Raw genomic sequence first — 25,010 nt, 5'->3', positions numbered from 1 at the left:
CAACTGCGCGGCGGTGTTGACCGCCGCGGGGGTCGGAGACCTGTTCGACGTGCGGGTGGACGGGATCGTCGCCGGGGAGCTGGGATTGGCAGGCAAGCCCGATCCCGCGATGCTGCTCGAGGCCGCCCGCCGGCTCGGCGCGGCGCCGGAGCGAACCGTCGTGGTCGAGGACGCGGAGGCCGGGGTGGCCGCCGGGCGGGCGGGCGGTTTCGCGCTGGTGATCGGCATCGACCGGGGCGGGCACGGTGACCGGCTCGCGGCGCGTGGCGCCGATGTGGTGGTTCCGGACCTGGACCGGGTGCGGCTGCGCGACGGCTTCCGGCGCATGTCCGAGCTGCCGGATGCGGCGGCGTCGCGGCTGGCGGACCTGCTCGACACCGAGAAGGCCTCGGTGCTGCTCGATTTCGACGGCACCCTGTCGGCCATCGCCTCCGAGCCGGGCGGCGCGCGGCTGGTGGACGGTGGGGCGGCGGCCCTGCGGCGGCTGGCATCGCGATGCCCGGTCGCCATCGTGAGCGGACGCGAACTGGCGGATCTGCGTGAGCGGGTGGGCGTCGAGGGCCTCTGGTATGCCGGATGCCACGGGTTCGAACTGCTCGCCCCGGACGGCACGACGCATGTGCACGACGCCGCGCCCGGCGCCGAGCAGGCCCTGAGCGCGGCGGCCGACGAGCTGGAACGCGCCCTCGCCGCCATCGACGGTGTCGTGGTGGAGCACAAGCGTTTCGCCGTGGCCGTGCACTATCGGCGGGTCGCGCCGGAGCAGGTCGGCGAGGTGACCGCCGCGGCGCATGTTCAGGCACAGCAGCGGGGTCTGCGGGTGACGAGCGGGCGCAAGGTGGTGGAACTGCGGCCGGATATCGACTGGGACAAGGGAACCGCGCTCCAGTGGATCCTCGGCCACCTCACCACCCCCACCTTGCCGATCTACATCGGCGACGATCTCACCGACGAGGACGCCTTCGACGCGATCGAATCCGAGGGCGTTTCGGTGGTGGTGCGCAATAACGAGAACGGCGACCGGCGCACCGCGGCCCGTTTCGCCCTGCCCGGCCCCGACGGCGTACGGGCGTTCCTCGACGATCTGGCCGGCCTGCTCATCACCGAATCGGTTGAGCCCGTGTCGAACACGTGGGTGTACGCGTTCGACGGATACGACCCGGCGCACGAGCGCCTGCGGGAGGCGCTGTGCACCGTCGGCAACGGTTATCTCGCCACCCGCGGGGCCGCGCCGGAATCCGTGGCGGGGGAGCGGCACTATCCGGGCACCTATGTGGCGGGCGTCTACAACCGGCTCTTCGACCAGGTCGCCGGGCGCACGGTCGACAACGAGAGTCTGGTGAACCTGCCGAACTGGCTGCCGGTCACCTTCCGCATCGGCGACGGCGACTGGCTCGATATCGACACCGTCGAATTGCTGTCCTACCGGCAGGAATTCGATCTGCGACGGGCGGTCCTGGCGCGGCACTTCCGGTTCCGGGACGCCACCGGCCGCATCACCCGGGTCCGGCAGCGCCGTTTCGCGGCCATGCACGCCCCGCACCTGTGCGCGCTGGAGACCGCGGTGACCGCCGAGAACTGGTCGGGCACCGTGGTTTTCCGCTCCACCGTGAACGGTGCGGTGAGCAATACCCTGGTGCGGCGGTATCGGGCGCTGTCGAGCGATCATCTCCAACAGGTCGGCGCCCGGGAACTGTCGCCCGAATCGGTACTGCTGGTCGTGCGCACCGGGCAGTCCGGGATTCCGGTCGCGACCGCCGCGCGCGGCACGCTGCACCGAGACGGCGTGAAGCTGTGCCCCGCAACCGCACTCGTCGCGAGCCCGGGCGTGATCGGGCACGACCACGGCGTCGCCATGGATGAGGGCGATACGGTCGTGCTGGAGAAGATCGCGGCCGTGGTCACCGGCCGCGACCACGCCGTCTCGGCCCCGGACGACGAGGCCGCGCGCTGGCTGCGGACCGCCGGCCGGTTCGCCGAACTGCTCGAATGCCACACGGCCGCCTGGGAACACCTGTGGGATCGGCTCCGGATCGACTTCGGCGACGGTGACCGACCGGCCCGGGTGATCCGGTTGCACCTGCTGCATCTGGTCCAGACCCTGTCCCCGCACACCGCCGACCTGGATGTCGGGGTGCCCGCGCGCGGCCTGCACGGCGAGGCCTATCGCGGGCACGTCTTCTGGGACGAGCTGTTCGTGTACCCGGTGCTCAGTCCGCGCTTCCCCCGGCTCGCGCGTGGACTGCTGCGCTACCGCTACCGGCGGCTGCCCGAGGCGCGTCGCGCGGCGGCCGCGGCGGGTCTGGCCGGGGCTATGTTCCCGTGGCAGTCCGGGTCCGACGGCCGGGAGGAGAGCCAGCTCCTGCATCTGAATCCGTTGTCGGGGCATTGGAATCCGGACCCGAGCTCACGCGCCCATCACGTCGGCAGTGCCATCGCCTACAACGTCTGGCAGTACTACCAGGCCACCGGTGACATCGAGTTCCTCACCGATTACGGGGCCGAACTGATGGTGGAGATCGCCCGGTTCTGGGCGAGCCTGGCCGACTACGATCCTCGCCACGACCGCTATCACCTGCGCGGGGTCATCGGACCCGACGAATTCCACACCGGTTCGCCCAGCGCGCCAGGGACCGGGGTCGACGACAATGCCTACACCAATGTGATGGCGGTGTGGACGCTGCTGCGCGCCGGTGAGGCCCTGGACCGGCTGACCCCGCGCGCCCGCGCGGAACTGCTGGAGTCCCTGCGGGTTTCGCCCGATGAACCGGACCGGTGGGAGCACGTGAGCCGCCGCATGTTCGTGCCGTTCCACGACGGCGTGCTCAGCCAGTTCGACGGCTATGAGCAACTGGCCGAACTGGATTGGGAGGGCTACCGGCAGCGCTACGGTGACATCCAGCGGCTGGACCGCATTCTCGAGGCCGAGGGCGACGACGTCAATCGCTATCGGGCCGCCAAACAGGCCGACGTGCTGATGCTGTTCTATCTGCTCTCGGCCGACGAACTGCGGGAAGTGCTGGGGCGTCTGGGCTATGAACTGCCGGGGGAGATGATTCCTCGGACCATCGACTACTACCTGGCGCGGACCTCACACGGCTCCACCCTGAGCGCGCTGGTCCACGCGTGGGTGCTGGCCCGCGCGAATCGAGCGCAGGGCATGGACTTCTTCGGCCGGGTGCTGGACTCCGATGTCACCGACATCCAGGGCGGGACCACCGAGGAGGGAATCCACCTGGGCGCCATGGCCGGCAGCATCGACATGGTGCAACGCTGCCTCACCGGAATGGAGATCCGATCGGACCGCCTGATCTTCAACCCGTGCTGGCCGGACGGGCTGGGGGAGCTGCGCTTCTCGATCATCTACCGCGGGCATCGTCTCGCCATCCGCGTCAGCGCCACCGAACTCGAGGTGGCCGCGGATCCGGGCCGCGCCGATCCGGTCGAGATCCATTGCGGCGGCGCCACCGAAGTTCTGGAAGCCGGAGCCACAGTGCGAATGCCCGTGCGCGGCAAGGAATCCGGCGCCGCAGATCAGGGCATCTGACCGCCGCCGCGCGGCCCGCAGCAGGGCCGTTGGCCCCGGCGCCGGCGGGACCAACGGCCACCGAAGTCCCGCCCGCGCGAGGGGGGTCTCTGGCGCAGAGGTCTTTGGTCACCGGTCCGAGGACGATCGCCCGCAGTCGGGGGTGATGCGGTGTTCCTACCGTGAGAGAACGGGCCCGACTCGGGCGCCGACGATTTCACCCCACCCCGGGAGGTCAGCATGACACCGCAGGAATTCGACGATCCGCACCGGCTGGCCTCGGCGGCGGTGGTCGTCGGAGTGGACGGCTCGGAAGGGTCGGCCCGCGCCGTGCACTGGGCCGCGAACTACGCCGCCGACCGGCAGCGGCCCCTGCATCTCGTCCACGGTATGGACCTGGCGGCCATCAGCCGCGGTATGGGGACCTACGCGGTCGCGACCCAGCCGCTGATCGACACCGTGAAGGCGAATGGCCGGGCGGTGCTGGCGCGGGCGCAACTGGCCGCCAACGACTACGAGCCGCAGCTGGCGGTCTCGGCGTCGGCGTCGCCCGATACCCCCGCGCACGCGCTGATCGATTGCAGTGCTGCCGCTTTCGCGGTGGTGATCGGGGCCGTCGGCGAGTCCGGAACGCTCGCGCACCTGGGTTCGACACTGTTCGCGGTGGCCAGCCATGCGCGCGGCCCGGTGGTCGTGGTGCGGCCGGATCCCGCGGCGGGCAACGCGGTGCGGAATTCCGGTCCGGTGGTGGTCGGTGTGGACGGCAGCCCGGTCAGCGAGGCGGCGCTCGCCGCGGCCTTCGCGGAGGCTTCGGAACGACGGGTGGGCCTGGTGGCCGTGCACGCCTGGAGCGATTGGGACACCGGGCAGTTCGCGGGCGACGTGGTCCCGCTGACCTCCAGCGATATCGGGGGCATCGAGTCGATCGTGCTGGCCGAGCGGCTGGCGGGGTGGCGGGAGAAGTACCCCGACGTCGAGGTGATCCGTGACGTCTGTGCGGCTGGGCCCGCGCAGCGGCTGGGAGAATGGTCCGAAACGGCACAGCTGGTCGTGGTCGGCAATCGCGGCCGCGGCGGATTCCTGGGCATGCTGCTCGGCTCCACCGCCCATGCCCTGATCCAGCACGCGAACTGCCCGGTCATGGTCGTGCACGCCGAAACGGAGGAGACGAGACGATGACCATGACGATGCCCGGTTCCGGAACCGGAATCCGTGACGATCTGATCGATCTGGACGCGTGGTGGCGGGCCGCGAACTATCTGGCAGTCGGCCAGATCTACCTGACGGACAACCCGCTGCTCACCGAGAAGCTGCGGCCCGAACACGTCAAGCAGCGGCTCATCGGGCACTGGGGGACCGTGCCCGGGGTGACGCTGACCTATGCCCACCTCAATCGCGCCATCATGCGGACCGGGCAGGAGATGCTGTTCGTGCTCGGTCCCGGCCACGGCGCGGCGGCACTCACCGCCGCGACCTGGCTCGAGGGCACCTACTCCGTGCGGCATCCCGAGGTCGGGCAGAACCTGGCGGGGATGCGGGAGCTGTTCCGGCAGTTCTCGTTCCCCGGCGGTGTGCCCAGCCACGCGTCTCCGCATCTGCCGGGATCCATTCACGAGGGCGGCGAACTGGGTTACTCGCTCGCGCACGCCACCGGCGCGGCCCTGGACCATCCGAATCTGGTGGTGGCCTGCATGATCGGCGACGGCGAGGCCGAAACCGGCGCGCTGGCCACCAGCTGGCACGGGTCGGTCTTCCTGGACCGCGTCACCGACGGCACCGTGCTGCCGATCCTGCACCTCAATGGCTACAAGATCGCCAATCCGACGCTGCTGTCCCGGATGTCGCGTGCCGACCTCGATGCCATGCTCACCGCGCAGGGCTGGGAGCCGATGTACGTCGAGGGCGACGACCCGGCCCAGGTGCACGAGTGCTACGCGAACGTTCTCGACGAGGCGCTGGAACGCATCCGCGAGATCCGTGAGTACGGCGAGCACGGGCTCGGGCCGCGCGATCCCTGCCGTCCGATGATCGTCTTGGTGACGCCGAAGGGCTGGACCGGTCCGCTGATGGTCGACGGCGTCCGGGTCGAGGGCACGTTCCGGGCTCACCAGGTGCCGTTGGCGGGAGTGCGGGAGAACCCGGAACATCTTGCGCAACTGGAGGACTGGCTGCGCTCGTACCGGCCCGAGGAGCTGTTCGACGACCTGGGCCGGCCCGTGGACCGGATCGCGCGCCTGCATCCGGAGCACCTGCGCATGAGCGCCAACCGCGCGGCGCACGGCCACGACAGTGTGGATCTGCGGCTGCCGTGCCCGTCCGACTACGCCGTCGGATTCGACACGCCCGGAACCGAAGTCGCGGAGGCGACCCGGGTGCTCGGTGGCTTCCTGCGTGACGCGCTGGTCGAGAATCCGCGCAATCTGCTGTTCTTCTCCCCGGACGAGCACACCTCCAACCGGCTCGACGCCGTGCTCGAGGTGACCGGGCGGCGGTGGCGCGAACGGCGGCTCGCGGGCGACGACCGGCTGTCCCCGGACGGCCGGGTCTTCGAAGTGCTCTCCGAGCACCTGTGCCAGGGCTGGCTCGAGGGCTATCTGCTCACCGGCCGCCACGGCGTCTTCTCCACCTACGAGGCCTTCGCCCACATCGTCGACTCCATGGTGGTGCAGCACGCCAAGTGGTTGCATATGGCCGCCGAATTCCCTTGGCGCGAACCGATTCCCAGCCTCAACTACCTGATCACCTCGCACGTATGGCGACAGGACCACAACGGCGCGTCGCATCAGGATCCCGGCTTCATCGACCATGTACTCAGCAAGCGGCCCGAGGTCAGCCGCGTGTACCTCCCGCCGGACGCCAACTGCCTGCTCCACGTCTTCGACCACTGCCTGCGCAGCCGCGGCCGGGTCAATGTCGTGGTCGCCGGGAAACAGCCCGCGCTGCAATACCTCGACGACGACGCGGCCCGGGTGCACTGCGAACGCGGCCTGGGCGTCTGGCAGTGGGCGAGCTCGGACGCCGGGCGGCCCGCCGAGGTGGTCCTGGCCTGCGCCGGCGACGTCCCCACCCAGGAAACCCTGGCGGCCGTGGCGCTACTGCGAGAACTGGTGCCGGACTTGGCGATCCGCGTGGTCAACGTCGTGGACCTGGCCCGCCTCTTCCCACCCGACCGCCACCCCCACGGCATCTCCGACGACGACTACCGTTCGGTCTTCACCGACGCCCCGGTCGTCTTCGCCTTCCACGGCTACCCCTGGCTCATCCACCGCATCGCCTACCGCCGCCCCGGCCACGACAACATGCACGTCCACGGCTTCACCGACAACGGCACCACCACAACACCTTTCAGCATGTGCGCCATGAACGGCATCGACCGCTTCACCCTCGCGGCCGCCGCCCTGGCCGAGGTGCCCCGGCTGACGGACAGCTACGGTGCGCTGACCGGCGATCTCGCCGAGCGCCGAGCCGCCGCCGAGGACTACGCGCGCCGTCACGGCATCGATGCACCCGATATCGCCGATTGGCGCTGGCGCACCGAATGATCGGCGCCGCCGCTCGACCGACGTCATCGGTCGGTGCCGATGGTCCCATCCGGTCGCCGATGCCGCGGTGACCTTCGCCCCTGCCGATCATGGGTGCCGACCGGTCACAGTGGAAGAGGTGAAATCGTTCGGCGAGTACAGGATTCGGACGGCGCGGACCATGGGTTCCCAGGATTCTCATATGACACAGTCGGACCTGTTCACATGGAGCATGGAACAGGATCCGAATCTCCGCTCGACGATCGTCACGGTGCTGGTCCTGGATACCGAACCGGACTGGGATCGGCTGCTGCGCATGGTCGATCGGGGCACGCGGGCGGTGCCGAGGTTCCGGCACCGCTTGGTCGCGGCGCCCTGGGGGCTCGCGCCGCCGCGCTGGGTGCCCGATGCCGACTTCGACCTGCACTGGCATGTAAGGCATCTCGCCCTGCCGGGTCCCGCGGATCTGTCCGCGGTACTCGAGTTCGCGCGCACGGAGGTGATGTCCGCGTTCGACCCGGCCCGGCCACTGTGGCGGTTCACCGTGCTCGGTGGTCTGGACGGGGGCGGGAGCGCGCTCGTGCTGAAGGTGCACCACAGCCTCACCGACGGTGTCGGCGGCATCGAGATCGCCGGTGAGATGCTCGATTTCACCCGTGCGGGGACGGTCCACGGACCGGTTCCCGACCCGGCCCGGCCGGGAGGCGGCGTGCTCGGCGATATCGTCGCCTGGAACTGGTCGGTGGGCACGGACCTGGTGCGCGCCGGGATCGGGGCGATCTCGCCGATGGCGCGGCGCGCCGTCACCGACCCCGTCGGTGCGATCCGGGACAGCGCGGCACTGGCCGAATCCCTGCTCCGGCTGGCCCGCCCGATCACCAGGACGCTGTCGCCGCTGATGACCGAGCGGAGCCTGGGTCGACGGCTGACGGTCCTCGACGTGCCGCTGGCGGAGCTGCAGCGCGGTGCGCACCGCGCGGGCTGCACGGTCAACGACGCCTTCCTGGCCGCGGTGCTGATCGGTCTGCGTGACTATCACGGCCGGCACGGGCGGTCCGTCGAACACCTGCGCGTGGCGATGCCGATCAGCCTGCGCCGGGCCAGTGATCCCCTCGGTGGCAATCGAATCACGCTGGCGCGCTTCGCGGTCCCGGCCGGTGTCGACGCCGCGGTCGATCTCATGCGCGCCCTCGATACCGTGGTGGAGCGGTGGCGGCGCGAACCGGCGATCCCGCTGTCGAATGCGGTTGCGGCGACTTTCAACCGCCTGCCGGTCACCCTGCTCACCGGCATGTTCAAACACGTCGACTTCGTCGCCTCCGACGTCCCCGGATCCCCGGTCGCGCTCTACGTCGCAGGCGCGAAGGTCGAACGGATCTACCCCTTCGGCCCCACCACCGGCACCGCCTTCAACATCACCCTGATCTCCCACGTCGGAACCTGCTATATCGGAATCAATTCCGATACCGCGGCGGTCCCTGACCCGATGCGGTTGACCGACTGCGTCGCCGAGGGCTTCCGGACGATCGCCGCCATCGGCACCGATGGAGACGACCATCCGCCTCGACCTCAGAATCCGGTGGTCGGGAGCCAGAGGCCGGTGGCCCCGACTCCCGGTGACCTACGTCCCGGTGCGGCCACCGCGACGTGAGCGGTGAGAGGCGCCGAAAGGCTTCTGCGGGAAGGACTTCGGCTTCTGTCCGGGCGCGCCGCGTGCGCGGACGATCGGGGGAGGGCGCTCGCCGACGGCAGTCATGGCGTGGGACCGGCGTCCGTGAATCCTCTGAGGAGACCGTGATGAATGATGTGACCGCTACGAATCCCGAGCGCATTGCTGTCCGGCCGGTCCGGCTGCGCGGCGACCTGGACGAACCGCTCTCGCGCTGGCTGTGGCTGGTGAAGTGGCTGCTCGCGATACCGCACTATGTCGTGCTGTTCTTTCTGTGGATCGCCTTTTGGGTGGTGACCGTGGTGGCGTGGTTCGCGATCCTGTTCACCGAGCGGTATCCGAGGTCGCTGTTCGACTTCGCCGTGGGTGTGATGCGCTGGTCCTGGCGTGTGCAGTTCTACACCTACGCCGCGCTGGGCACCGACAAGTATCCGCCGTTCACGTTGCGCCACGCCGACTATCCGGCCGATCTGGAAATCGACTACCCGGAAAAGCTCTCCCGCGGACTGGCACTGGTGAAGTGGTGGCTGCTGGCCATCCCGCACTATTTGATCCTGGCCGCCCTGTTCAGCGGCGGCGTGGTGCTCGGCGGCGACAGCGACAATGGCAACGGCGACACCACGATTCCGCTGATCGGTGTCCTGGTGCTGATCGCCGCGGTGGCTCTGCTGTTCACCGGCCGCTACCCCCGCGGATTGTTCGGGTTCGCCATGGGCGTCAACCGCTGGTTCTACCGTGTCCTGTCCTACGCGGCCCTCCTGACCGACGAATACCCGCCCTTCCGCCTGGATCAGGGCCCGCGGGAACCCGAGGACGCCGCGCTGCCCTGACCGCGAAATCCCGGCCGCCCGCCACAGCGTCAACCGAGGCGGGCGGCGATCTCCTTGGCCCAGGCCTCGATCCGATCCCGATTGCGGAAATCTCCGGCGCTCTTCTTGGCCATCGCGGAGGCCGGGAAGCCGCGGGCGGTGGATTCGAGCCGCCCGCCGAAGAAGGTGGTCTCCCGCGCATCGATCCGGTCGGCGATCTTGCGTACCGACTTGGCGCCGAACGCATTACCGTCCTCACCCCCGTCGGTCGACGCGTCGAGCGGCCCGCTGGCGAACACCCAGACCGGTCGTTCCCGCAGCTGCCGGCCGAACCTTCGAGCGAATCGCCGCGCATCCCGATGCCATCGCCCCGTATAGAGCGCCCCGCCCACCACCACGGCCCCGAACTCCTCCAGCGCCCGCACCTGCCGCGCGTCCCGCACCTCGACGGCAACACCGGCCACCCGCAAAGATTCCCCGATCCACTCGGCGATCTCCGCGGTCCCACCCCGCTTGGAACCATAAGCGACAAGGACGGTTTCGCGGCTCATGACTGCCTCCTCACGAATTCGATACCTCCGATCCCACGCCGCCCCCGCTGCCGGGCACAGGGTCGAAGGTCCTGAGAAATTCGGGAGTGTTCGGCCGGGTGGCTGCCGCGATCCGGCATTACTCGATGGCGAGAATGTCCGTGATCGGGCGGCGGGGGGTGGGTGGGGGAAGGGGAGTGTCTTCTTGGGGTGGCGAGCCGATTCGGATCAGCACCTGGGGTAGGCCGGGGCTGCCGGTCAGCCTCGCGAGAAGTTCTCTGCCGGAGGGGAGTTCGGTGATATTGGTGAGGGGACAGGTGGCCAGGCCGGTGGCGGTGCATTCGAGGAGGACCGCGGACAGCGCCTCACCGATGCGGAGCCATTGGGGTACGGAGTCCTGCACGGCGCTGAGGACGACCAGTCGGGAGTGGTCGGCGAGCTGGGTGCGGCGGGTCGTGCGGGGGCCGGATGGGAAGACGCGGCCGACACCTACCCGGGCGAACTCCCTGTCCGAGGCCAGCGCGGCGCGCGGTACGCCTTCGTGGGCGTCGGAATGCCCTGTCCACGAATGCAGTTCGAGGTCATAGAACAGGTCGTGACCGCGCACGGTGGCGTATTCGCGAGACAGGGCGGCGAGCCGCGGCCGGGCGGATTCGTCGAGCACGTCGACGTGCACGAACTGTTCCGCGCTCAATGCGCGCAGGCGGGGCAGGATGTCCTGCCAGCCGACGGGGTCGAGGAGGGCCAGCCGGTCCGTCCGGCGGTGTCGGATGGCCTGTGCCTGCGCGCGGTCGTTCGCCGGGGGATCGGGCCACGGTCGGAAACCGATGGTCGCCAGGTGATCCGGGCGTCGCTCCTCGGGCACGCGGACTACATCGGTGTGCCAGCCTCGGTCGGCGAAAGCGGTGCGGGCATGGTGCAGCATCGCACCGCAGCTGATCACCAGCTGTCGGCCGAGGGGGTCGGTGGAGGTGAGCAGGCGATCCGGGTCGGCGTAGAGATTCAGGCGGCAGCCATCGAACCGCCAGCGCCACGGTTGGGTGTTGTGCACCGAGGGTGCGCGTGCCGCCAGCTCGATCGCCGCGCGTACTGTCCCCGGATCAGGCACCGGTCGGCCGCGTGCATCGTCGTCGACGCTCATGGCGTCACTGTCCGGGAGTCCGGCGGCGGCGAATACGGCCATTTATCCTGGGCCGCAGAGCATTTGGTCATCATCCTTAGGACCCGTGGACTCTGCCGGAGACCGGCGTGCTCGCGCGAGGCTCTGGGTAGCCACCTGATCGACGGCGCGCCCGAGACAGACGAGCGGATGAAGGAGTACTCGCATGACCACCGCCCGCGCGTTCATCATCGCCGCCGATTTTCTCTGGCTCGGCATGGTTGTGGCCATCTCGTTCATCGAAGCGCCGCTGAAGTTCCGGGCCCCCGACGTCACCCTCGCGATCGGGCTCGGTATCGGCCGCCTGGTCTTTCGGGCGCTCAACGGCGTCGAATCGCTGTTCGCCGTCCTCATTCTCGCCGCCATCTGGGCCGACCCGCCCGGGACCGCGAGCACGGTCGCTCTCGCCGCCGCTCTCGGTGCGCTCGGCGTCCAACTGATCTTCGTGCGCCCCGCCCTGACCCGGCGCAGTGACGCCGTGCTCGCCGGCGCGCAGGCCCCACGTTCGCGCGCCCATTACGCCTACATCGCGTTGGAAGTGCTGAAGGCCTGCGCGTTGCTCACCGCGGGCGTGCTCGTGCTGACCGCCGGGTAGCGCCGTGGGCCGGTGGCCGCCGGGCGCCGCGCGGCACGGGCCGACCGCCCATCGGCGCGACATCGGCGACCTCTGGCCGGCGTTCCGGTGACCTTCGGCCGTCATCCGCGGCTCCCGGACACGACATGCTGGATGGATCGGGGAGCAGTACACAGACGAACATCAGGTACCGGCCATGACGGAATTACAGCCGCTGGACGCGGGATTCATCGAACTCGAGGACTCGGACCAGCGCATCAGCCTGGGGATCGCGGCGGTGGCGATTCTCGCCGGGACGCCACCGACCCGCACGGAGTTCGAGGCAGCGCTGGGCGAGAGAGTTGCGGCGAACGATCGCATGCGGCAACGCATCCGGCGCACACCGCTGGACATGACGGCGCCGGTCTGGGAGCCGGATCCGAATTTCGATCTGGCCCACCATATTCGATGGAGCGCGCTGCCGGCACCCGCCGACGAGTCGGCCCTGCGCGACTTCGTCGCCACCGAATTGGTGGAGCGGCTGGACCGCGACCATCCGTTGTGGGAGTGCGTCGTCCTCGACCGTCTCGCGGGTGGGCGCTGGGCCCTGATTCTCAAGGCGCATCACACTCTTGTCGACGGCGTATCAGGCATAAACCTCTTCGAAAGCCTCTGTGACGAACGGGAATCCGATGCCCGATCGGCTGGCGTCCCGACCGGCGAGAGGAATACTGGCGAATCCGGACAGAAGAGCTGGTTCGGCTGGGCCGTGACGGGGCTCCGGCTTCCGGTGGATGTCCCTCGCTACGCGATGGGAATGGCCCGCAGCCTGTTCCCCGTTATGGCCGCGCTGGTCTCCGCGCCGGCGTCGTCGTCGCTCAACGGACCGATCGGCAGGCAACGCCGGTACACGATCGCGCGGGCGTCCCTCACCGAGATCCGCGAGATCGGCCGCGGATTCGACGCGACGGTCAACGATGTGGTGCTGGCGGCCGTGACCGCCGCCTACCGAGCCGTTCTGCTGGGCCGCGGTGAGGATCCCACCGGTGACTCCGTGCGCATCCTGGTGCCGGTGTCGATGCGCGCGGCCGAGGCGAAAGCCGTTCTCGACAACCGTGTTTCGGCGGTCGTGTCGCTGTTGCCGCTGCACCTCGAGGACCCGGTCGAACGGCTGACGGCGATTCATCGGCGGATGGTCCGTCAGAAGTCCGGTGGTGCCGCGCAGGCCGAGAAGTCACTGCTCGCCCTGGCCGGTCGATTGCCGTTCGCGTCGGTGGCCTGGTCTGTGCGGCTGTTGTCACGACTGCCGCAGCGCGGCGTGACGGCGGTGGCGACGAACGTCCCCGGCCCGCACCGCACACTCACTCTGCTGGGCAGCGAGGTGCTGGAACTGTTGCCCGCCATCCCCATCGCCATGCGCCTGCGCACCGGAATCGCCATCCTCAGCTACGGCGACCAGCTGACGTTCGGCATCACCGGCGATTACGACTCGACCCCCGACCTCGAGGTGCTCGCCGACGGCATCCACACCGCGATCGCCGACCTGCTCGCCGCGGCGCGGGCCCGGTCTCGGGAATCGAGTCCATAAACGGTCACGGAGCACGCGGATGGCGCCGAAGGGCCGTCGGACGTGGGACTTTGGTTTCTGTCGTGGTGTGCGGGCCGGACGGAGGATCAGGGTATCGCCCTGATCGGGGCGTGGAGGGAGAACACGGTGGCCACGAAATACGAGACGCCCGGGGTCGGATCGGCGGCGATGCTGCTCGCATGCGGCTACCCACGGGATTGCGCCATTCGGTGGGGGAGCCTTATATGTTGATCGATCTCTCGACGTCTGCACTACCCGTTTCTCCCGAACGTGATCTGCGGCGGCGCTGGTTCACCAAGGTGACGACCGGAGAGTTTCTCGGCTTCCTGACACCGGCCCTGGTCGGCGCCCTGACCGTACACGCGAGTGCGGCGGTCCTGGTGCCGGCCATCCTCGCGGCCGGGGCCGTGGAGGGTGCGGTGCTCGGATATTTCCAGGGCGGGGTGCTGCGAACATGGCTGTCCGGGTTGCGAATTCGCGACTGGATGGCGGCCACCGCGGCCGCCGCGGTGTTGGCGTGGTCGGTGGGCGTACTGCCCATGCTGTTCGGCGAGCGATTCGGTGAATGGCCCGCGTGGGCGCAGATTCCGGTGGCCGTGACCGGTGCGCTGGTCATGGTGTTCTCGATCGGTGTGGCGCAGTGGATGGTGCTGCGCCGCTTCACCGATCGGGCAGCGCTGTGGATTCTGGCGAACGCGGTGGCATGGATCGGCGGGCTCGTCGCTTTCATGCTGGTGGCCCCGCCGCTGTGGCAGCCGGGCCAGCCGCCGATCCTGATCGCCGCCATCGGCGCCCTGGCCGGCGCGGTCATGGCGGCCGTCATGGCGTGGGTGACAGGTGCGTTCCTGGCCCGGATCCTGACCGAAGAACACATGAGGAGACCATTGTGAATCTTGAACGCATTGCCACGAAAACGCCTCGGGTATCGGAACATTGGGTCTTGGTGGCCGTGCTCGCGGCGGTCGCGACGGTGCTCATCGCCGCCGCGCTACTGGCCGCCTTGATGCCGCTCGGCTGACCGGCGGCGTCATGACACGAGGAGGTCCCATGCGGGGATATTCCGATTATCTGCGCTGGATGTACCGATCCGGCCGTCCGAATGCGTTCGCCCGGCTGCAGAATCGGATGTCGGAGGTGGTTTTCGCGGCCGGCATCGCACCGCGGCGGGTCGCATCGCTCGGCGTGCGAGGCAGACGTAGCGGGCACATTATCCGGTTTCCGGTGGTGTTGGCCGAGGTCGGGGCCGATCGCTATGTCGTTTCCATGCTCGGCAACGACGCGAACTGGGTTCGAAACCTCGCGGCGAGCGGTGGGCTGGCCGAATTGCGGCACGGCCGAACCGAGACAGTCCGACTCGCGGAGGTCGAGCCGTCACGGCGTGCGCCGATCCTTCGCGAATACCTGCGCGTCGCGCCGGGTGCGAGGGCGCATTTCCCGATCGAACGCCACGCCCCACTCGCCGAGTTCGAACGGGTCGCGCCGGACTTTCCGGTATTCGCGGTCGAACCCGGTTGCCCATCGCATACCACCGAGCCCATTCGGGACCAAAGTCCCTGACAGAGGCGGCTGGTCGCCTCTGTCGGCTCGGTCGCGTGGACGGCACGGTAGGTGGAGCCGGCCCTGACGAGCCGGGGCAGAAAGAGCCTGCCGATGAATATCCGGCCCCGTGATTGGATGGCAGTTCGTGCCCATCGTTTCGCCTCGCCCGGTGTGAACGCGACCGATCGGTTGCGGGAGGCGCACGAGGCGCACGGCGAAGTCCGGCGCGCGGACATGGAAGCGGTCGCGCGCGGCTCGGGTCTGCCCGCGGCTGCGGTGGCCGGCGCGGCGTCCTTCTACGCCGATTTCGGCGAGGGTCGCGGGGATCGGAACTGCGCGGGCACGGGGTGTTTCGTGGCGCGCGGCGGCGTCCTGGAGGCGGCGGGAGAACGAACCGTGTACTGCCTCGGCTGTTGCTATGCGGCCCCGGCGGCCTTGATCGGAGGGATAGCCGTGACCGGGCCCGACTCGGTTCCGCCGCCACCGATTCCCTACGCCTGCGCCGTCTCGGATCCGATCGTGCTGGCCGGGCTGTGTCATGCCGCCGAGCCCTGGCAGAGTTGGTCGACGGTGCTGGCGTGGCGGCTGTGGCCGGGACTCACCGCCGAGGTGGCCCGGTCGGGGCTGCGTGGCCGCGGCGGAGCCGAGTACCCCGTGGCCGCGAAATGGCATGCGGTGACCCGCAATCCCGGACCACGGTATGTGATCGCCAACGGCGACGAGGGCGATCCCGGCTCATTCTGCGACCGGCTGCTGATGGAGTACGACCCGCACCGGGTGCTCGAGGGGCTCGCGCTGTGCGGATGCGCGGTCGGCGCGACCGAGGGCCGGGTGCTGGTGCGTTCGGAGTATCCGGGCGCTCTGGCGGCTCTGCGCGCGGCCGTCGACAGTGCGCGCGCCGCGGGACATCTCGGCGAGAACGTCCACGGCAGCGGCCTCGACTTCGATGTCGTCATTCAGGAGGGCGCGGGATCCTACGTCGCGGGCGAGGAGACGGCGTTGCTGCGATCGCTGGAGGGTTTGCGGGGCACCGTGCAGGCGCGTCCGCCCTATCCGACCGATTACGGGTATCGCGGCCGGCCGACGGTCGTGCAGAACATCGAGACCCTGGCCGCCATCCCGTGGATCGCGCGCCACGGCGGCGAGGCGTACGCCCGCCTCGGGCGCCGGGTGGAGACCGGTACCAAACTCGTCAGCCTGAATTCGGTGTTCGAGCGCCCGGGTGTGTACGAGGTCGAATTCGGTACGCCGCTGCGCCGCATTGTCGAGGATCTCGGCGGCGGCCTGCGGGATGGGCAGCGGCTGGGCGCACTGCAGATCGGTGGCCCGCTGGGCGGCTTCCTCGGTCCCGACGATCTCGACATCGGCTTTGCCACAGCGGATCTCGCCGAGCATGGAGTGTCGTTGGGGCACGGGGGACTGGTCGCGATTCCGGACAGCGTGCCGCCGGTCCAGCTGCTGCGGCACCTGTGGCGGTTCGCGGCCCGCGAGAGCTGCGGCAGCTGCGCCCCCTGCCGGGTCGGCAGCCGCCGGGGCCTGGAAATCTCCGAATCCGTCCAGGCGCTACCGGCCGCGGACGAGACCGATTTATCCCGGCTGCTCGACATCATGCGCGTCGGCAGCATGTGCGCCTTCGGTTCCGGTGTGGCCGACGCCGTGCGCAGCCTGTTGAAGGTGTACGACACCTCGAAGGGGTGGCAATGATGACCCGGGTATTCGTCTGTGGCGAACCCGTCGAGATCGACTCTACGGCAACGGTTCTGGATGCGATCAGGGCGGCGGACGCGGATGTTCCGACGCTGTGCCACGACGACCGCCTCACCCCGCGCGGATCCTGCCGGGTGTGCCTGGTCCGGGCCGATCACCGGGTGGTGGCCGCGTGCACGACACCGATACGTGCGGGAATGGTGATCGATCCCGGCGATGACGAGGCTCGCGCGACCGCGCGCGGCGCGCTCGAACTGACCGTCTCCGAACTGCCGCCGCGGGCCCTTCGAATTCCCGCGCAGCGCAGCGAGCTGGTCCGAGTGTGCGAGCGAATGGGTGTGCGAGACAACGGATTCCACGGCGAGCGCCGGAATGAGGGGCGTGACGACTCCCATCCCTACATCGCCCTCGATCGCGACCTGTGCATCGCCTGCGGCCGCTGCGTGTCCATGTGCGCCGAGGTACAGGGTAGTTTCGCGCTCGAATTGAGCGGCCGCGGGTTCGGGACCACCGTGGTGGCCGGCGACGGCGGGCCGTGGGCGCAGTCGCCATGCGTATCGTGCGGCAGCTGCGTGGATTCCTGCCCGACCGGCGCGCTGACCGAGAAACGCGTCGGCGACCGGACGTTCACCCGCACGACCGAAACCACGTGCGGCTACTGCGGGGTCGGGTGCGGCTTGGATGTGCACACCGACGCCGCGGGCATAGTCTCGATCACGCCCACCCGCACCGCACCCGTGAATCGTGGGCACGCGTGCGTGAAGGGCCGTTTCGCACACGAGTTCATCTCCTCGGGCGACCGGCTCACCCAGCCCCTGGTTCGCTCGAACGGCCGCGGTTCTCCGCTGCGGCCCGCGTCGTGGGAGGAGGCGCTGGGTGTGGTGGCGCGGGAGTTCGGCCGGCTGCGTGACGATCACGGCGGCGCGGCGCTGGGGATGATCTGCTCGGCCCGCGCCACCAACGAGGAGAACTACCTGGCGCAGAAGTTCGCGCGAACCATCCTGCGCACCAACAATATCGACAACTGCTCGCGTCTGTGCCACGCTCCGACCGCGGCCGGTTTGACCGCCTCGCTCGGGTACGCGGGCGGCACGAATTCCCTCGACGACCTGGATCGCGCCGACTGCATCCTGGTGGCCGGGGCCAATCCCACCGAGGCGCATCCGGTGGTCGGGTCGCGCATCGTGCATCGGGTGACCGCGGGCGCGAGCCTGATCGTCGTGGACCCGCGTCGCACCGCGCTGGCCGATCTGGCCGATGTCCACCTGCGCGGCACCCCGGGCTCGAATGTGGCGGTGTTCAACGGCATCGCGCGTGTCCTGCTGGACGAGGGTCTCGTCGACGACGAGTTTCTGGCGACGCGCACCAACGGGCTGCCCGAACTGGTGCGGTTGCTGCGGGACTACCCGCCGGTGCGCGTCGCCGAGCTTGCCCGCGTGCCCGAGGGGTCCGTCATCGAGGCGGCGCGCCTGTTCGCCCGCGCCCGCCACCCGGTCATCGTCTACGGCCTGGGTGTCACCGAGCATGCGCACGGCACCGACGGCGTGCGGACCCTGGCGAATCTGGCTTTGCTGCGCGGCGCGATCGGTACCCCCGGCTGCTGCGGGATCCTGCCTTTGCGCGGCCAGAACAACGTGCAGGGCGCATCCGATATGGGTGCCCTGCCCGACGTGCTGCCCGGCTATCAGCATGTGGCCGATGCCGCTGTACGCCAAAGCTTCTCCGCCGCGTGGGGCGCGCCCGTGCCCGAACAGCCGGGCCTGCGCATCCCCGCGATGTTCTCGGCAGCGCTGGACGGCCGGCTGCGCGGGCTGTATGTGATCGGGGAGGACCTGGTGACCTCCGATCCGGATGCCCACCATGTGCGCGCGGCGCTGGCCGCATGCGAGTTCGTGGTCAGCCAGGACATCTTCTTGTCCCGCACCGCGGAAATGGCCGACGTGGTACTCCCGGCCACGGCGTTCCTCGAAAAGGACGGCACCTTCGTCAATTTCGAGCGTCGGTTCCAGCGTGTCCGCCCAAGCGTCCCGCCACCCGGTCAGGCTCGCTCCGACTTCGACATCGTGCGGTCCTTGGCCGCGGCCATGGGCGCGGACCTCGGCTGTGCGACTCCGTCCGATGCACTCGCCGAATGCGCGCGCCTCGCACCGGATTTCGGTGGCATCTCCCATGCCCGGCTGGAAGCGCAGGGCCCCGTGCAGTGGCCTTGCGCCGATCGCGGCGATCCCGGCACGCCCACGCTGTACCTGAACGGCTTCGCCACCGCCGACGGGAAAGCCGCCCTGGCTGCCCGCCCGTACCTGCCACCTGGTGAAAAGCCCGACAGTGCCTATCCTTTCGTTCTGGTGACCGGTCGCCGCCTGGTGCACTACAACACGGGATCCATGACGCGCCGCACCCCGAACGCGGACCTGCTGGCGACCGAAACGCTGGACATCTGCCCATCCGACGCCGCGGGCCTCGGCATCGTGGACGGCGCCGCCGTCGAAATCGTCAGTCGCCGTGGACGAATGACCCTCACCGCCCGAACCACCGATGAGGTCTGCCCCGGCGAGCTGTTCACCGCCTTCCACTTCCCGACGGCGCCCACCAACGAACTGACCTCCGCCGCCACCGACATCGTCACGGACTGCCCGGAATACAAGGTGACCGCCGTCGCCCTGCACCCGGTCCCGGCCGACACCCCTGAGGGCGGAAAGGGAATCGATCTAGGTCGATGACACCCGCGAGGAATCGCCCGGTTCCGGCGACGTCGCGGGGACGCCGCGGGATTCACGGCCGTGGGTGTCGGTGGCGGCGTCGAGGGAGTCGGCGAAGGCGATGAGTTCACGGACCTGGTCGCCGTGCTGCCGTAGGAAGTCCTCACGGGCGCGGCCGCGACGGAAGTAGATGAAGGCGCGGCCGGTCTCGAGTTGCCAGGTGTACCAGAACAGGTAGGGGATGGTGAGAACGAAATTGATTACGCCCCAGGTGATCCAGACGTTGTTGTTGAACCAGCCGTCCGAGGGCATGACCTTCGGGAAGACGTTGTAGATGGCGATTACGAGCATCAGCACCGGCAAGGTGTAGATGCGGGCCATGATGTACAGCTCGGGGCGGCGTTTGACGAGCGGGTAGATCTCGGCGACGGCGAGAATGCAGATGCTGGCGGCGAAATGCTCTTCCTGCGGGGGATATCCGCCGAAGGTGAAGCACAGATTCCAGGTGGTGTAGAGAAAGTTCCACGCCATGGTCGTGTACGCGACGAGTTCGGCATTGCGGCCGGGCAGGACCTCCCAGTACCGCGGGCAGTAGGGGATGGTCAGGCAGAGTCCCAGCCCTACCGCCGCGTTCCAGTAGTTGCCGATCTGGGCGTCGCGCAATGTGGCCTCGGCGATATTGAGGAACAGGATCGCGTACGGGAACCACAGGAATCGCGGGTTGCGCAGAATTTCCCAGACCCGTCCGGGCCGCTGCTCGGCGACGGAGATCCGCATCGCGCCGACCAGGGTCAGCGGAATCAGCACCGAGAGGATCTTGGCCCACGAGAACCAGTTGATCAGCCCGATGTCCCGCCCCGGGCCCCAGATCCACAGCGGGAACGTCAGCAGCGACAGCCCCCACACCCACATGGCGGGCCGGGGATGCGTACGCATGTAGTCGACGATCACCCAGAGGATCGCGCAGAACGCGAGCATGGAAATCGCCGTCACCCAGGTGAAGGGCGCCGGATTCCCGGACACCGCCTCCGAAGCCGCGCTGATCATGACGCATACCGCCTTTCGCTGAGATCGGAGGAATCCGATCGGGCAACCGACGAGCAGGCTGATTCCGCTTCATCATGAACGGGTGCCGGCCGCCGGCCCGGACGGCACGCCGGATATTTGCTCGTCCTCAGTCCTCGAGTGTTCGCGTCGGCCGGTGCGGGACATACAGGCTTTCCGCCTCGTGATCCGGGACGTTGGTCACCAGGGCGAGCGGTGGCTCGGTGCGTTCCGCGCGCTCCTTGATGCCACGCAGCATCTTGGCCTCCATGATCAGGCTGCCGGGCTCCATCACCAGCATGTAGAAAAGCCGTTGCAGCACACCGGCATCCGGGATAGCGATGCGATTGCGGCTGATCAGCCGGGTGCCCTCGGTGGTCGGGTACAGCCCGAATGCCCACACCCAGTGATGATCGACGGAGGCCAGGACCATCGCGTGCGGACGGTCCAGCACGGCTACCCGCATGGCCGGGCCGCTCTTGCCCATCGGCAGCACGTCATCCACCGCGAGATTCTGGAACTGCGGCAGGATCTCGTCGGCGCTGTGCATGTCCAGGCCGAGCAGGTTCTCGATCCAATCGTAGGTATAGGCGCCGCCGCGCCCGGGTCCCATCTGCACCAGCCACGGCCAGATCTGTTCGGGTGTGGCGGCCACGGTGATCGCGCGCGTGGTGACGGTTTCGGCGTCGGGCAGCAGCCCGTCACCGGGCATCGCGGAACCGGCCTCACCGGCGGTCGCGCCCCAGGTGACGCACGTGTTCCGCGCGAACAGCCGGTATCCGGCCGCCAATCCGGTGACGGCCGAAGCCAGGCCGATCACGGTGGCCATCGATGTCCTCATGACTGTGTCCTCTCGGTGGAAGTCCGTTTCGATCCTCGGTCGCGCGCCCGGTTTCCCGCAGAGACCGATGGCCCGCCATCCGCCCTCTGAACAGGTGACTTTCGGCCGTCCCGCAGGTCGGCCCATGCGCGGGATGCTGTGACCGAACACCGGATTCATCACGAACGGAGGACGCGGCATGGCGGAGTTCGCGGACAGGAGCGCCATCGTCACCGGCGGTGCGCGGGGCATCGGCGCGGCCGTGGTGAGGGAACTGGTGAAATCCGGTTTCGGCGTGGTCATCGCCGACCTGCTCGTCGACGACGGGACGGAACTCGCGGAATCCCTTGCGCCGCAGGCGCGATTTCAGATCCTCGACGTCACCGACGAAAAGGAGTGGGGGTTGGTACTCGACGCGACCGAACGCGACTTCGGCCCGCTGGGCGCCGTGGTGAACAACGCCGGCATCCTCGACTTCGGCACCGTGGAAACGGAATCGCCCGACATGTTCCGGCACGTCCTCGATGTCAACCTCTACGGTCCCTGGCTCGGCATGCGCCTGGCCGCACCTCGATTGCGGGCCGCGGGCGGCGGCACGATCGTCAATATCTCCTCCACCGCCGGGCTGATGGGCTACGCGGGCATCAGCGGCTACGTCGCCAGCAAGTGGGGCCTGCGGGGTTTGACCAAAGCCGCTGCGCTGGAACTGGGTTCGTCGGATATCCGGGTGTGCTCGGTGCATCCCGGACCCATCCACACCGCGATGACCGCTGGCCTGGACGAGTCGATCGCCGCCACCCAGCCGCTGCCGCGGTTCGGCGAACCCGAAGAGGTCGCCGCGATGGTGCGCTTCCTCGTCACCGAGGGAACCTTCTCGACCGGTTCGGAATTCGTCGTCGACGGCGGCGCGACCACCGGTCAGGCCGGAGTACTGGCAACGTCCAGCGCGTCCGGCCGCAATGGCGACAGAAACGAACTGGAGGTTTCGCCATGATGTATTGGTACGGCCACGATATGAGCGGCTGGGGATACGCCGGAATGGGGATCGGCATGCTGATCTTCTGGGTCCTGATCATCGGCGGCATCACCGTCGGCATCAGATACGCCCTCTCCGACCGGGATACCACGCCGCGCTACGAATCCCCGTCCCCGCAGGAACTGCTCGCCCAGCGCTTCGCACGCGGCGAGATCGACGAGAACGAATACACCAATCGCCTCGCTGCGCTGCGCTCCTCGGCCGCACGTCAGTGACGCGGCAAACGATCACGCCCGGCACCCAGTTGGAGACCGCCACCCTGAGTGGTGGTCTCCAGCAGCAGGGCTGAGCACGGTGTTGAACGAAAGTCCCTGGGGTCCAACATTTTGAGCTGCGGCCGTGATCATCCGCCGCGGATCGCCGCTAAAAACTCTGCGGACTCGCACAGCTCATCCAGCCCGCCGAGGGCGGCGACGAACGCTCGGGCGTCATCCCACAACCACTCTCGCCGTGGGCAACCGAGCGAGAAAAACCACAGCAGCGCTTCTTGATACGACAAGGGCAGAGCGAGATAAGGGGCGTGCCCGCACGCCTCGGCCAGTGCCACGTTGCAATGGGCCAATGCGAGATACTGGCTGCCCTGCCACTCGTCAATGATCCACCCCACGAAGTTCAGCCGGAGTTGTTCTATATCGCGAGGCGTTTCCCGGCCGTCGATGATCCGAGCCAGTAACAAGTCCTGCGATTCCTGCCCACACATCACCTGATTGTCCGTGCTAATCAGCACCCGAATCGCCCTGATCCGCTGATTCTCAGACTCTCTGAAGCAGGCATTCTGCCGACGAATCCAGCAGCGCCTCCGGCTCAACCATGGGCCACGAAGATTCCGGCTAGATGCGGACGTTCGGCCTACCCCGGATCGACCCGGCCCGTCGATTTCGCCCCGACCGCGCTGGCCGATTCGACCAGCGCGACATGCGGCAATAGCGGATGTTTCGGGGCAACACCCCGCACGATTTGGGGCCGGTCTCGATCAGCCCGGCTAGGTCGTCGAAGCGGTCAGTCCCTCCTCGAACAACAGCCGCCGGTCGAGGGCTTTCTCCCGAGTCTGGAAGGCCTCGGCGTATGCGTGGGACACGTACCATCTCCTCAATTGGCCGATCGTGGGGAACTCGACGATGATCAGACGTCGCGGCACGAGCGCGCGGCCGGCCAGCATGTGAGACACGGTGCGCACTGATGCCGGGCGATCGGGCTGCTGTTGATCAGTGCTCGGCAGTGAGTGTGTCCCCGTACAGCTTGGCGACCCGGAGCCTGATCACAACCCGATGGTCCTCGACCATGTTCTCGAGGAAGATCGGGGCATCGTCGGGGTTGTCGAATTCGGGGAACATGGCGAGCATTTCGCGGCCCGTGGCATCGCCGGGAACCGTACTGACCGGAGAAATCTCCACGGTACCCTCGGCCACCGCGAAGCTGAGATGGTCCGAGCTACTCACGTAGAGCGCGGCGCGTGGATCTCGGGTGAGATGGCGGACCTTGATGCGATCGGCGGTCGAGCCGATCGAAATCACGCCTGCGCCCGAATTCCATTGGTAGGCAACGGTAGACGGGTGCGGATGCCCGTCGCGCTTGATGGTTATCAGCGCTCCCATCCGATTCTCGGCGAGAAAACGGTCCAGTCGCTCGGTCGACAGTCGGGTCGGAGCCGCCCCCCGGCCCGGTTCGTACATCGGTTCCTGAACGTCGGACATGGTGACCCTTCCGTTGTCATAGTGCACTATTTGTTACTGAGTGCATGATCTGTCACGCCCGTGGCGGGCGGAAGGAGGCACTTTCATGTTCCAGAGTGACAGCGATGTTCCGTTGCAGGCAGACGCGGTCGCCGAGGGTGATTCGTCACTCGACCACGCATGTTCGGTGCTGGAAGTCCTCAATCGGGTCAGCGGCAAATGGGCCATCGGCGTCCTGCTACTGACCACTCGGCGTCCGATGCGTTTCACCGAACTCGAACGCGAAATCGGTGGTGTCAGTAGGCGAATGCTCACCCTGACCCTGCGCAACCTCGAACGTGACGGCCTGCTGACCCGCACGGTATATCCAGTGGTGCCCCCCAAGACCGAATACCAAGCCACACCGATGGCCCGAGAGCTCTATCAGACCCTGCTGGCGCTGACCGGATGGGCAGACCGCCACCGCAACACGATCGCCGCGGCACGCAGAACCTACGACGAGCAGGCCACACCCTCGGTCACATCGACCGAATCAGCATGATCCGCTGAGTATCCCCTGCACCTGTTCCTCGATTGCGGCACGACCCTGCGACTTCAACCCTCATCGGCAAGAGCGAGCAGTCGGCGCGTACCTCGCGGGACACGCCGGTCTGGATGATCATCTCGGCGCGGAGATCAAAAACCGTCGGCCGTTGATCTTCGGGCCGACCCGACTGGCCGATTCGAACCGCGCGCCACGCGGCAGAATAGTGTGTTCGAGCCGGATGCGATCGTATGCGGTGGGAGAGCCAGCGCCCGGGCGAGAGTATCTGCGTCCGGCGTGGCGATCTCGAGAGGAGCAGAGCCGGTGATCGGCACCATGATCTGTGCATACATGTCCGGTGTGCGAGAACGCATCCTCGGCCTGCCCGAGGTGAAGGGCATCCCCACCCCGTGCTTCAACGAGCTCCTCGAGCACTATCTCGACATAGGGTGGCAACCCATCTACGAGTACGACGGCCCTGACGCCTGGATTGATTACGGCCGAGTCCACCTCAAACACGGCACGAGTGTCCTGTGGTTCCGGTGGAACAACTGTGACGAGGGCAGCGTGACCGGCCCGCGCACAGAGCTCGCAGACGTCACCCGCTACGTTCA

The 25,010-nt window shown here is 68.3% G+C and carries 22 protein-coding genes and 1 pseudogene; 15 read left to right on the top strand and 8 right to left on the bottom strand.

Going from position 1 to position 25,010, the window contains the following annotated elements:
• From otsB to ON43_RS36290, 5 genes and pseudogenes are all read left to right on the top strand, one after another.
• On the top strand, positions 1-3,547 hold a 3,547-nt coding region (gene otsB / locus ON43_RS36310; protein ID WP_051179711.1), incomplete at its 5' end, for a trehalose-phosphatase.
• A 219-nt stretch (positions 3,548-3,766) separates the two neighbouring features.
• On the top strand, positions 3,767-4,705 hold the full coding sequence (locus ON43_RS36305) for a universal stress protein (protein ID WP_040815001.1): 939 nt from the start codon (positions 3,767-3,769) through the stop codon (positions 4,703-4,705).
• A 2-nt stretch (positions 4,706-4,707) separates the two neighbouring features.
• A complete protein-coding gene (locus ON43_RS36300; RefSeq protein WP_218003464.1) occupies positions 4,708-7,068 on the top strand; it encodes a phosphoketolase family protein in 2,361 nt (786 codons plus the stop codon).
• 181 nt (positions 7,069-7,249) lie between these two features.
• A complete protein-coding gene (locus tag ON43_RS36295) occupies positions 7,250-8,698 on the top strand; it encodes a wax ester/triacylglycerol synthase domain-containing protein (protein WP_063712698.1) in 1,449 nt (482 codons plus the stop codon).
• A gap of 185 nt (positions 8,699-8,883) precedes the next feature.
• Positions 8,884-9,546, top strand: a pseudogene (locus tag ON43_RS36290) (DUF4389 domain-containing protein); the annotation flags it as partial.
• Between the two features lie 29 nt (positions 9,547-9,575).
• On the opposite strand, the gene ON43_RS36285 reads toward ON43_RS36290, so the two are convergent.
• Positions 9,576-10,076: a flavodoxin domain-containing protein gene (locus ON43_RS36285; protein ID WP_040814999.1), complete on the bottom strand. Its 501-nt coding sequence runs from the start codon at positions 10,074-10,076 to the stop codon at positions 9,576-9,578.
• 118 nt (positions 10,077-10,194) lie between these two features.
• Positions 10,195-11,238, bottom strand: coding sequence for an Acg family FMN-binding oxidoreductase (locus tag ON43_RS36280; protein WP_245568925.1), 1,044 nt, complete (start codon positions 11,236-11,238; stop codon positions 10,195-10,197).
• Positions 11,239-11,380: 142 nt separating this feature from the next.
• Here ON43_RS36280 and ON43_RS36275 point away from each other — a divergent pair, with 142 nt between their 5' ends.
• From ON43_RS36275 to ON43_RS46965, 4 genes are all read left to right on the top strand, one after another.
• Positions 11,381-11,809 (top strand): hypothetical protein, encoded by a 429-nt coding sequence (locus ON43_RS36275; RefSeq protein ID WP_040814997.1) that lies wholly within the window; start codon positions 11,381-11,383, stop codon positions 11,807-11,809.
• Between the two features lie 175 nt (positions 11,810-11,984).
• Positions 11,985-13,355 (top strand): wax ester/triacylglycerol synthase family O-acyltransferase, encoded by a 1,371-nt coding sequence (locus tag ON43_RS36270; protein WP_040814995.1) that lies wholly within the window; start codon positions 11,985-11,987, stop codon positions 13,353-13,355.
• 224 nt (positions 13,356-13,579) lie between these two features.
• Positions 13,580-14,245 carry a hypothetical protein gene (locus ON43_RS36265; RefSeq protein WP_083914057.1) on the top strand — a complete coding sequence of 222 codons (666 nt, stop codon included), beginning with the start codon at positions 13,580-13,582 and terminating at the stop codon, positions 14,243-14,245.
• The gene (locus ON43_RS46965) at positions 14,242-14,373 is read left to right on the top strand and encodes a hypothetical protein (protein WP_281033410.1); all 132 of its coding nucleotides are present in this window, start codon (positions 14,242-14,244) and stop codon (positions 14,371-14,373) included. The genes ON43_RS36265 and ON43_RS46965 overlap by 4 nt, the downstream gene beginning before the upstream one ends.
• A 353-nt stretch (positions 14,374-14,726) precedes the next feature.
• Here ON43_RS46965 and ON43_RS45205 read toward each other — a convergent pair whose 3' ends face one another.
• A complete protein-coding gene (locus ON43_RS45205; protein ID WP_157514314.1) occupies positions 14,727-14,879 on the bottom strand; it encodes a hypothetical protein in 153 nt (50 codons plus the stop codon).
• Between the two features lie 186 nt (positions 14,880-15,065).
• On the opposite strand from ON43_RS45205, the gene ON43_RS36255 reads away from it, so the two are divergent.
• Together ON43_RS36255 and fdhF are read left to right on the top strand one after the other, a co-directional pair.
• Complete coding sequence (locus tag ON43_RS36255; RefSeq protein ID WP_218003462.1) at positions 15,066-16,598, top strand: NADH-ubiquinone oxidoreductase-F iron-sulfur binding region domain-containing protein; 1,533 nt, start codon at positions 15,066-15,068, stop codon at positions 16,596-16,598.
• The gene (fdhF, locus tag ON43_RS36250) at positions 16,598-19,321 is read left to right on the top strand and encodes a formate dehydrogenase subunit alpha (RefSeq protein ID WP_051179707.1); all 2,724 of its coding nucleotides are present in this window, start codon (positions 16,598-16,600) and stop codon (positions 19,319-19,321) included. The genes ON43_RS36255 and fdhF overlap by 1 nt, the downstream gene beginning before the upstream one ends.
• Here the strand turns inward: fdhF and ON43_RS36245 are convergent.
• Both ON43_RS36245 and ON43_RS36240 read right to left on the bottom strand, forming a co-directional pair.
• The gene (locus ON43_RS36245) at positions 19,310-20,347 is read right to left on the bottom strand and encodes a hypothetical protein (protein ID WP_063712697.1); all 1,038 of its coding nucleotides are present in this window, start codon (positions 20,345-20,347) and stop codon (positions 19,310-19,312) included. The genes fdhF and ON43_RS36245 overlap by 12 nt on opposite strands.
• Positions 20,348-20,474: 127 nt before the next feature.
• On the bottom strand, positions 20,475-21,185 hold the full coding sequence (locus ON43_RS36240; protein WP_174416530.1) for an SRPBCC family protein: 711 nt from the start codon (positions 21,183-21,185) through the stop codon (positions 20,475-20,477).
• Positions 21,186-21,363: 178 nt separating this feature from the next.
• Here ON43_RS36240 and ON43_RS36235 point away from each other — a divergent pair, with 178 nt between their 5' ends.
• Positions 21,364-22,158 (top strand): SDR family oxidoreductase, encoded by a 795-nt coding sequence (locus tag ON43_RS36235; protein WP_051179706.1) that lies wholly within the window; start codon positions 21,364-21,366, stop codon positions 22,156-22,158.
• Entirely contained in the window at positions 22,155-22,415 is a 261-nt protein-coding gene (locus tag ON43_RS36230) for an SHOCT domain-containing protein (RefSeq protein WP_040814989.1), read from the top strand. The genes ON43_RS36235 and ON43_RS36230 overlap by 4 nt, the downstream gene beginning before the upstream one ends.
• A 128-nt stretch (positions 22,416-22,543) precedes the next feature.
• On the opposite strand, the gene ON43_RS36225 is transcribed toward ON43_RS36230, so the two are convergent.
• The 3 genes from ON43_RS36225 to ON43_RS36215 all read right to left on the bottom strand — a co-directional run bounded on the left by ON43_RS36225 (position 22,544) and on the right by ON43_RS36215 (position 23,894).
• On the bottom strand, positions 22,544-22,927 hold the full coding sequence (locus ON43_RS36225) for a hypothetical protein (RefSeq protein ID WP_040814987.1): 384 nt from the start codon (positions 22,925-22,927) through the stop codon (positions 22,544-22,546).
• Between the two features lie 255 nt (positions 22,928-23,182).
• Entirely contained in the window at positions 23,183-23,359 is a 177-nt protein-coding gene (locus tag ON43_RS46960; protein ID WP_083914055.1) for a DUF1330 domain-containing protein, read from the bottom strand.
• Positions 23,360-23,405: 46 nt separating this feature from the next.
• Positions 23,406-23,894 (bottom strand): TIGR03618 family F420-dependent PPOX class oxidoreductase, encoded by a 489-nt coding sequence (locus ON43_RS36215; protein WP_218003460.1) that lies wholly within the window; start codon positions 23,892-23,894, stop codon positions 23,406-23,408.
• Positions 23,895-23,979: 85 nt separating this feature from the next.
• Between ON43_RS36215 and ON43_RS36210 the strand changes: the two genes are divergently transcribed.
• Positions 23,980-24,414, top strand: coding sequence for a winged helix-turn-helix transcriptional regulator (locus ON43_RS36210; protein ID WP_040814981.1), 435 nt, complete (start codon positions 23,980-23,982; stop codon positions 24,412-24,414).
• A 306-nt stretch (positions 24,415-24,720) separates the two neighbouring features.
• On the top strand, positions 24,721-25,010 hold a 290-nt coding region (locus tag ON43_RS36205), incomplete at its 3' end, for a hypothetical protein (protein WP_157514313.1).

The organism is Nocardia concava NBRC 100430 (assembly GCF_000308815.1).
GTDB classification, from domain to species: Bacteria; Actinomycetota; Actinomycetes; order Mycobacteriales; family Mycobacteriaceae; genus Nocardia; species Nocardia concava.
This window is presented reverse-complemented; position numbering and strand designations above follow the sequence as displayed.

Bases quoted from the DNA above. Each gene is read 5' to 3' on its own strand.
- ON43_RS36270 (WP_040814995.1), top strand. From the start codon at position 11,985: ATGACGGAATTACAGCCGCTGGACGCGGGATTCATCGAACTCGAGGAC.
- ON43_RS36305 (WP_040815001.1), top strand. From the start codon at position 3,767: ATGACACCGCAGGAATTCGACGATCCGCACCGGCTGGCCTCGGCGGCG.
- ON43_RS36275 (WP_040814997.1), top strand. From the start codon at position 11,381: ATGACCACCGCCCGCGCGTTCATCATCGCCGCCGATTTTCTCTGGCTC.
- ON43_RS36295 (WP_063712698.1), top strand. From the start codon at position 7,250: ATGACACAGTCGGACCTGTTCACATGGAGCATGGAACAGGATCCGAAT.
- ON43_RS36230 (WP_040814989.1), top strand. From the start codon at position 22,155: ATGATGTATTGGTACGGCCACGATATGAGCGGCTGGGGATACGCCGGA.
- ON43_RS36240 (WP_174416530.1), bottom strand. From the start codon at position 21,185: ATGAGGACATCGATGGCCACCGTGATCGGCCTGGCTTCGGCCGTCACC.
- ON43_RS36210 (WP_040814981.1), top strand. From the start codon at position 23,980: ATGTTCCAGAGTGACAGCGATGTTCCGTTGCAGGCAGACGCGGTCGCC.
- ON43_RS36300 (WP_218003464.1), top strand. From the start codon at position 4,708: ATGACGATGCCCGGTTCCGGAACCGGAATCCGTGACGATCTGATCGAT.
- ON43_RS36280 (WP_245568925.1), bottom strand. From the start codon at position 11,238: ATGGCCGTATTCGCCGCCGCCGGACTCCCGGACAGTGACGCCATGAGC.
- ON43_RS45205 (WP_157514314.1), bottom strand. From the start codon at position 14,879: ATGCGATGGGCAACCGGGTTCGACCGCGAATACCGGAAAGTCCGGCGC.
- fdhF (WP_051179707.1), top strand. From the start codon at position 16,598: ATGACCCGGGTATTCGTCTGTGGCGAACCCGTCGAGATCGACTCTACG.
- ON43_RS36245 (WP_063712697.1), bottom strand. From the start codon at position 20,347: ATGATCAGCGCGGCTTCGGAGGCGGTGTCCGGGAATCCGGCGCCCTTC.
- ON43_RS46960 (WP_083914055.1), bottom strand. From the start codon at position 23,359: ATGCTGGCCGGCCGCGCGCTCGTGCCGCGACGTCTGATCATCGTCGAG.
- ON43_RS36215 (WP_218003460.1), bottom strand. From the start codon at position 23,894: ATGTCCGACGTTCAGGAACCGATGTACGAACCGGGCCGGGGGGCGGCT.
- ON43_RS36235 (WP_051179706.1), top strand. From the start codon at position 21,364: ATGGCGGAGTTCGCGGACAGGAGCGCCATCGTCACCGGCGGTGCGCGG.
- ON43_RS36265 (WP_083914057.1), top strand. From the start codon at position 13,580: ATGTTGATCGATCTCTCGACGTCTGCACTACCCGTTTCTCCCGAACGT.
- ON43_RS36285 (WP_040814999.1), bottom strand. From the start codon at position 10,076: ATGAGCCGCGAAACCGTCCTTGTCGCTTATGGTTCCAAGCGGGGTGGG.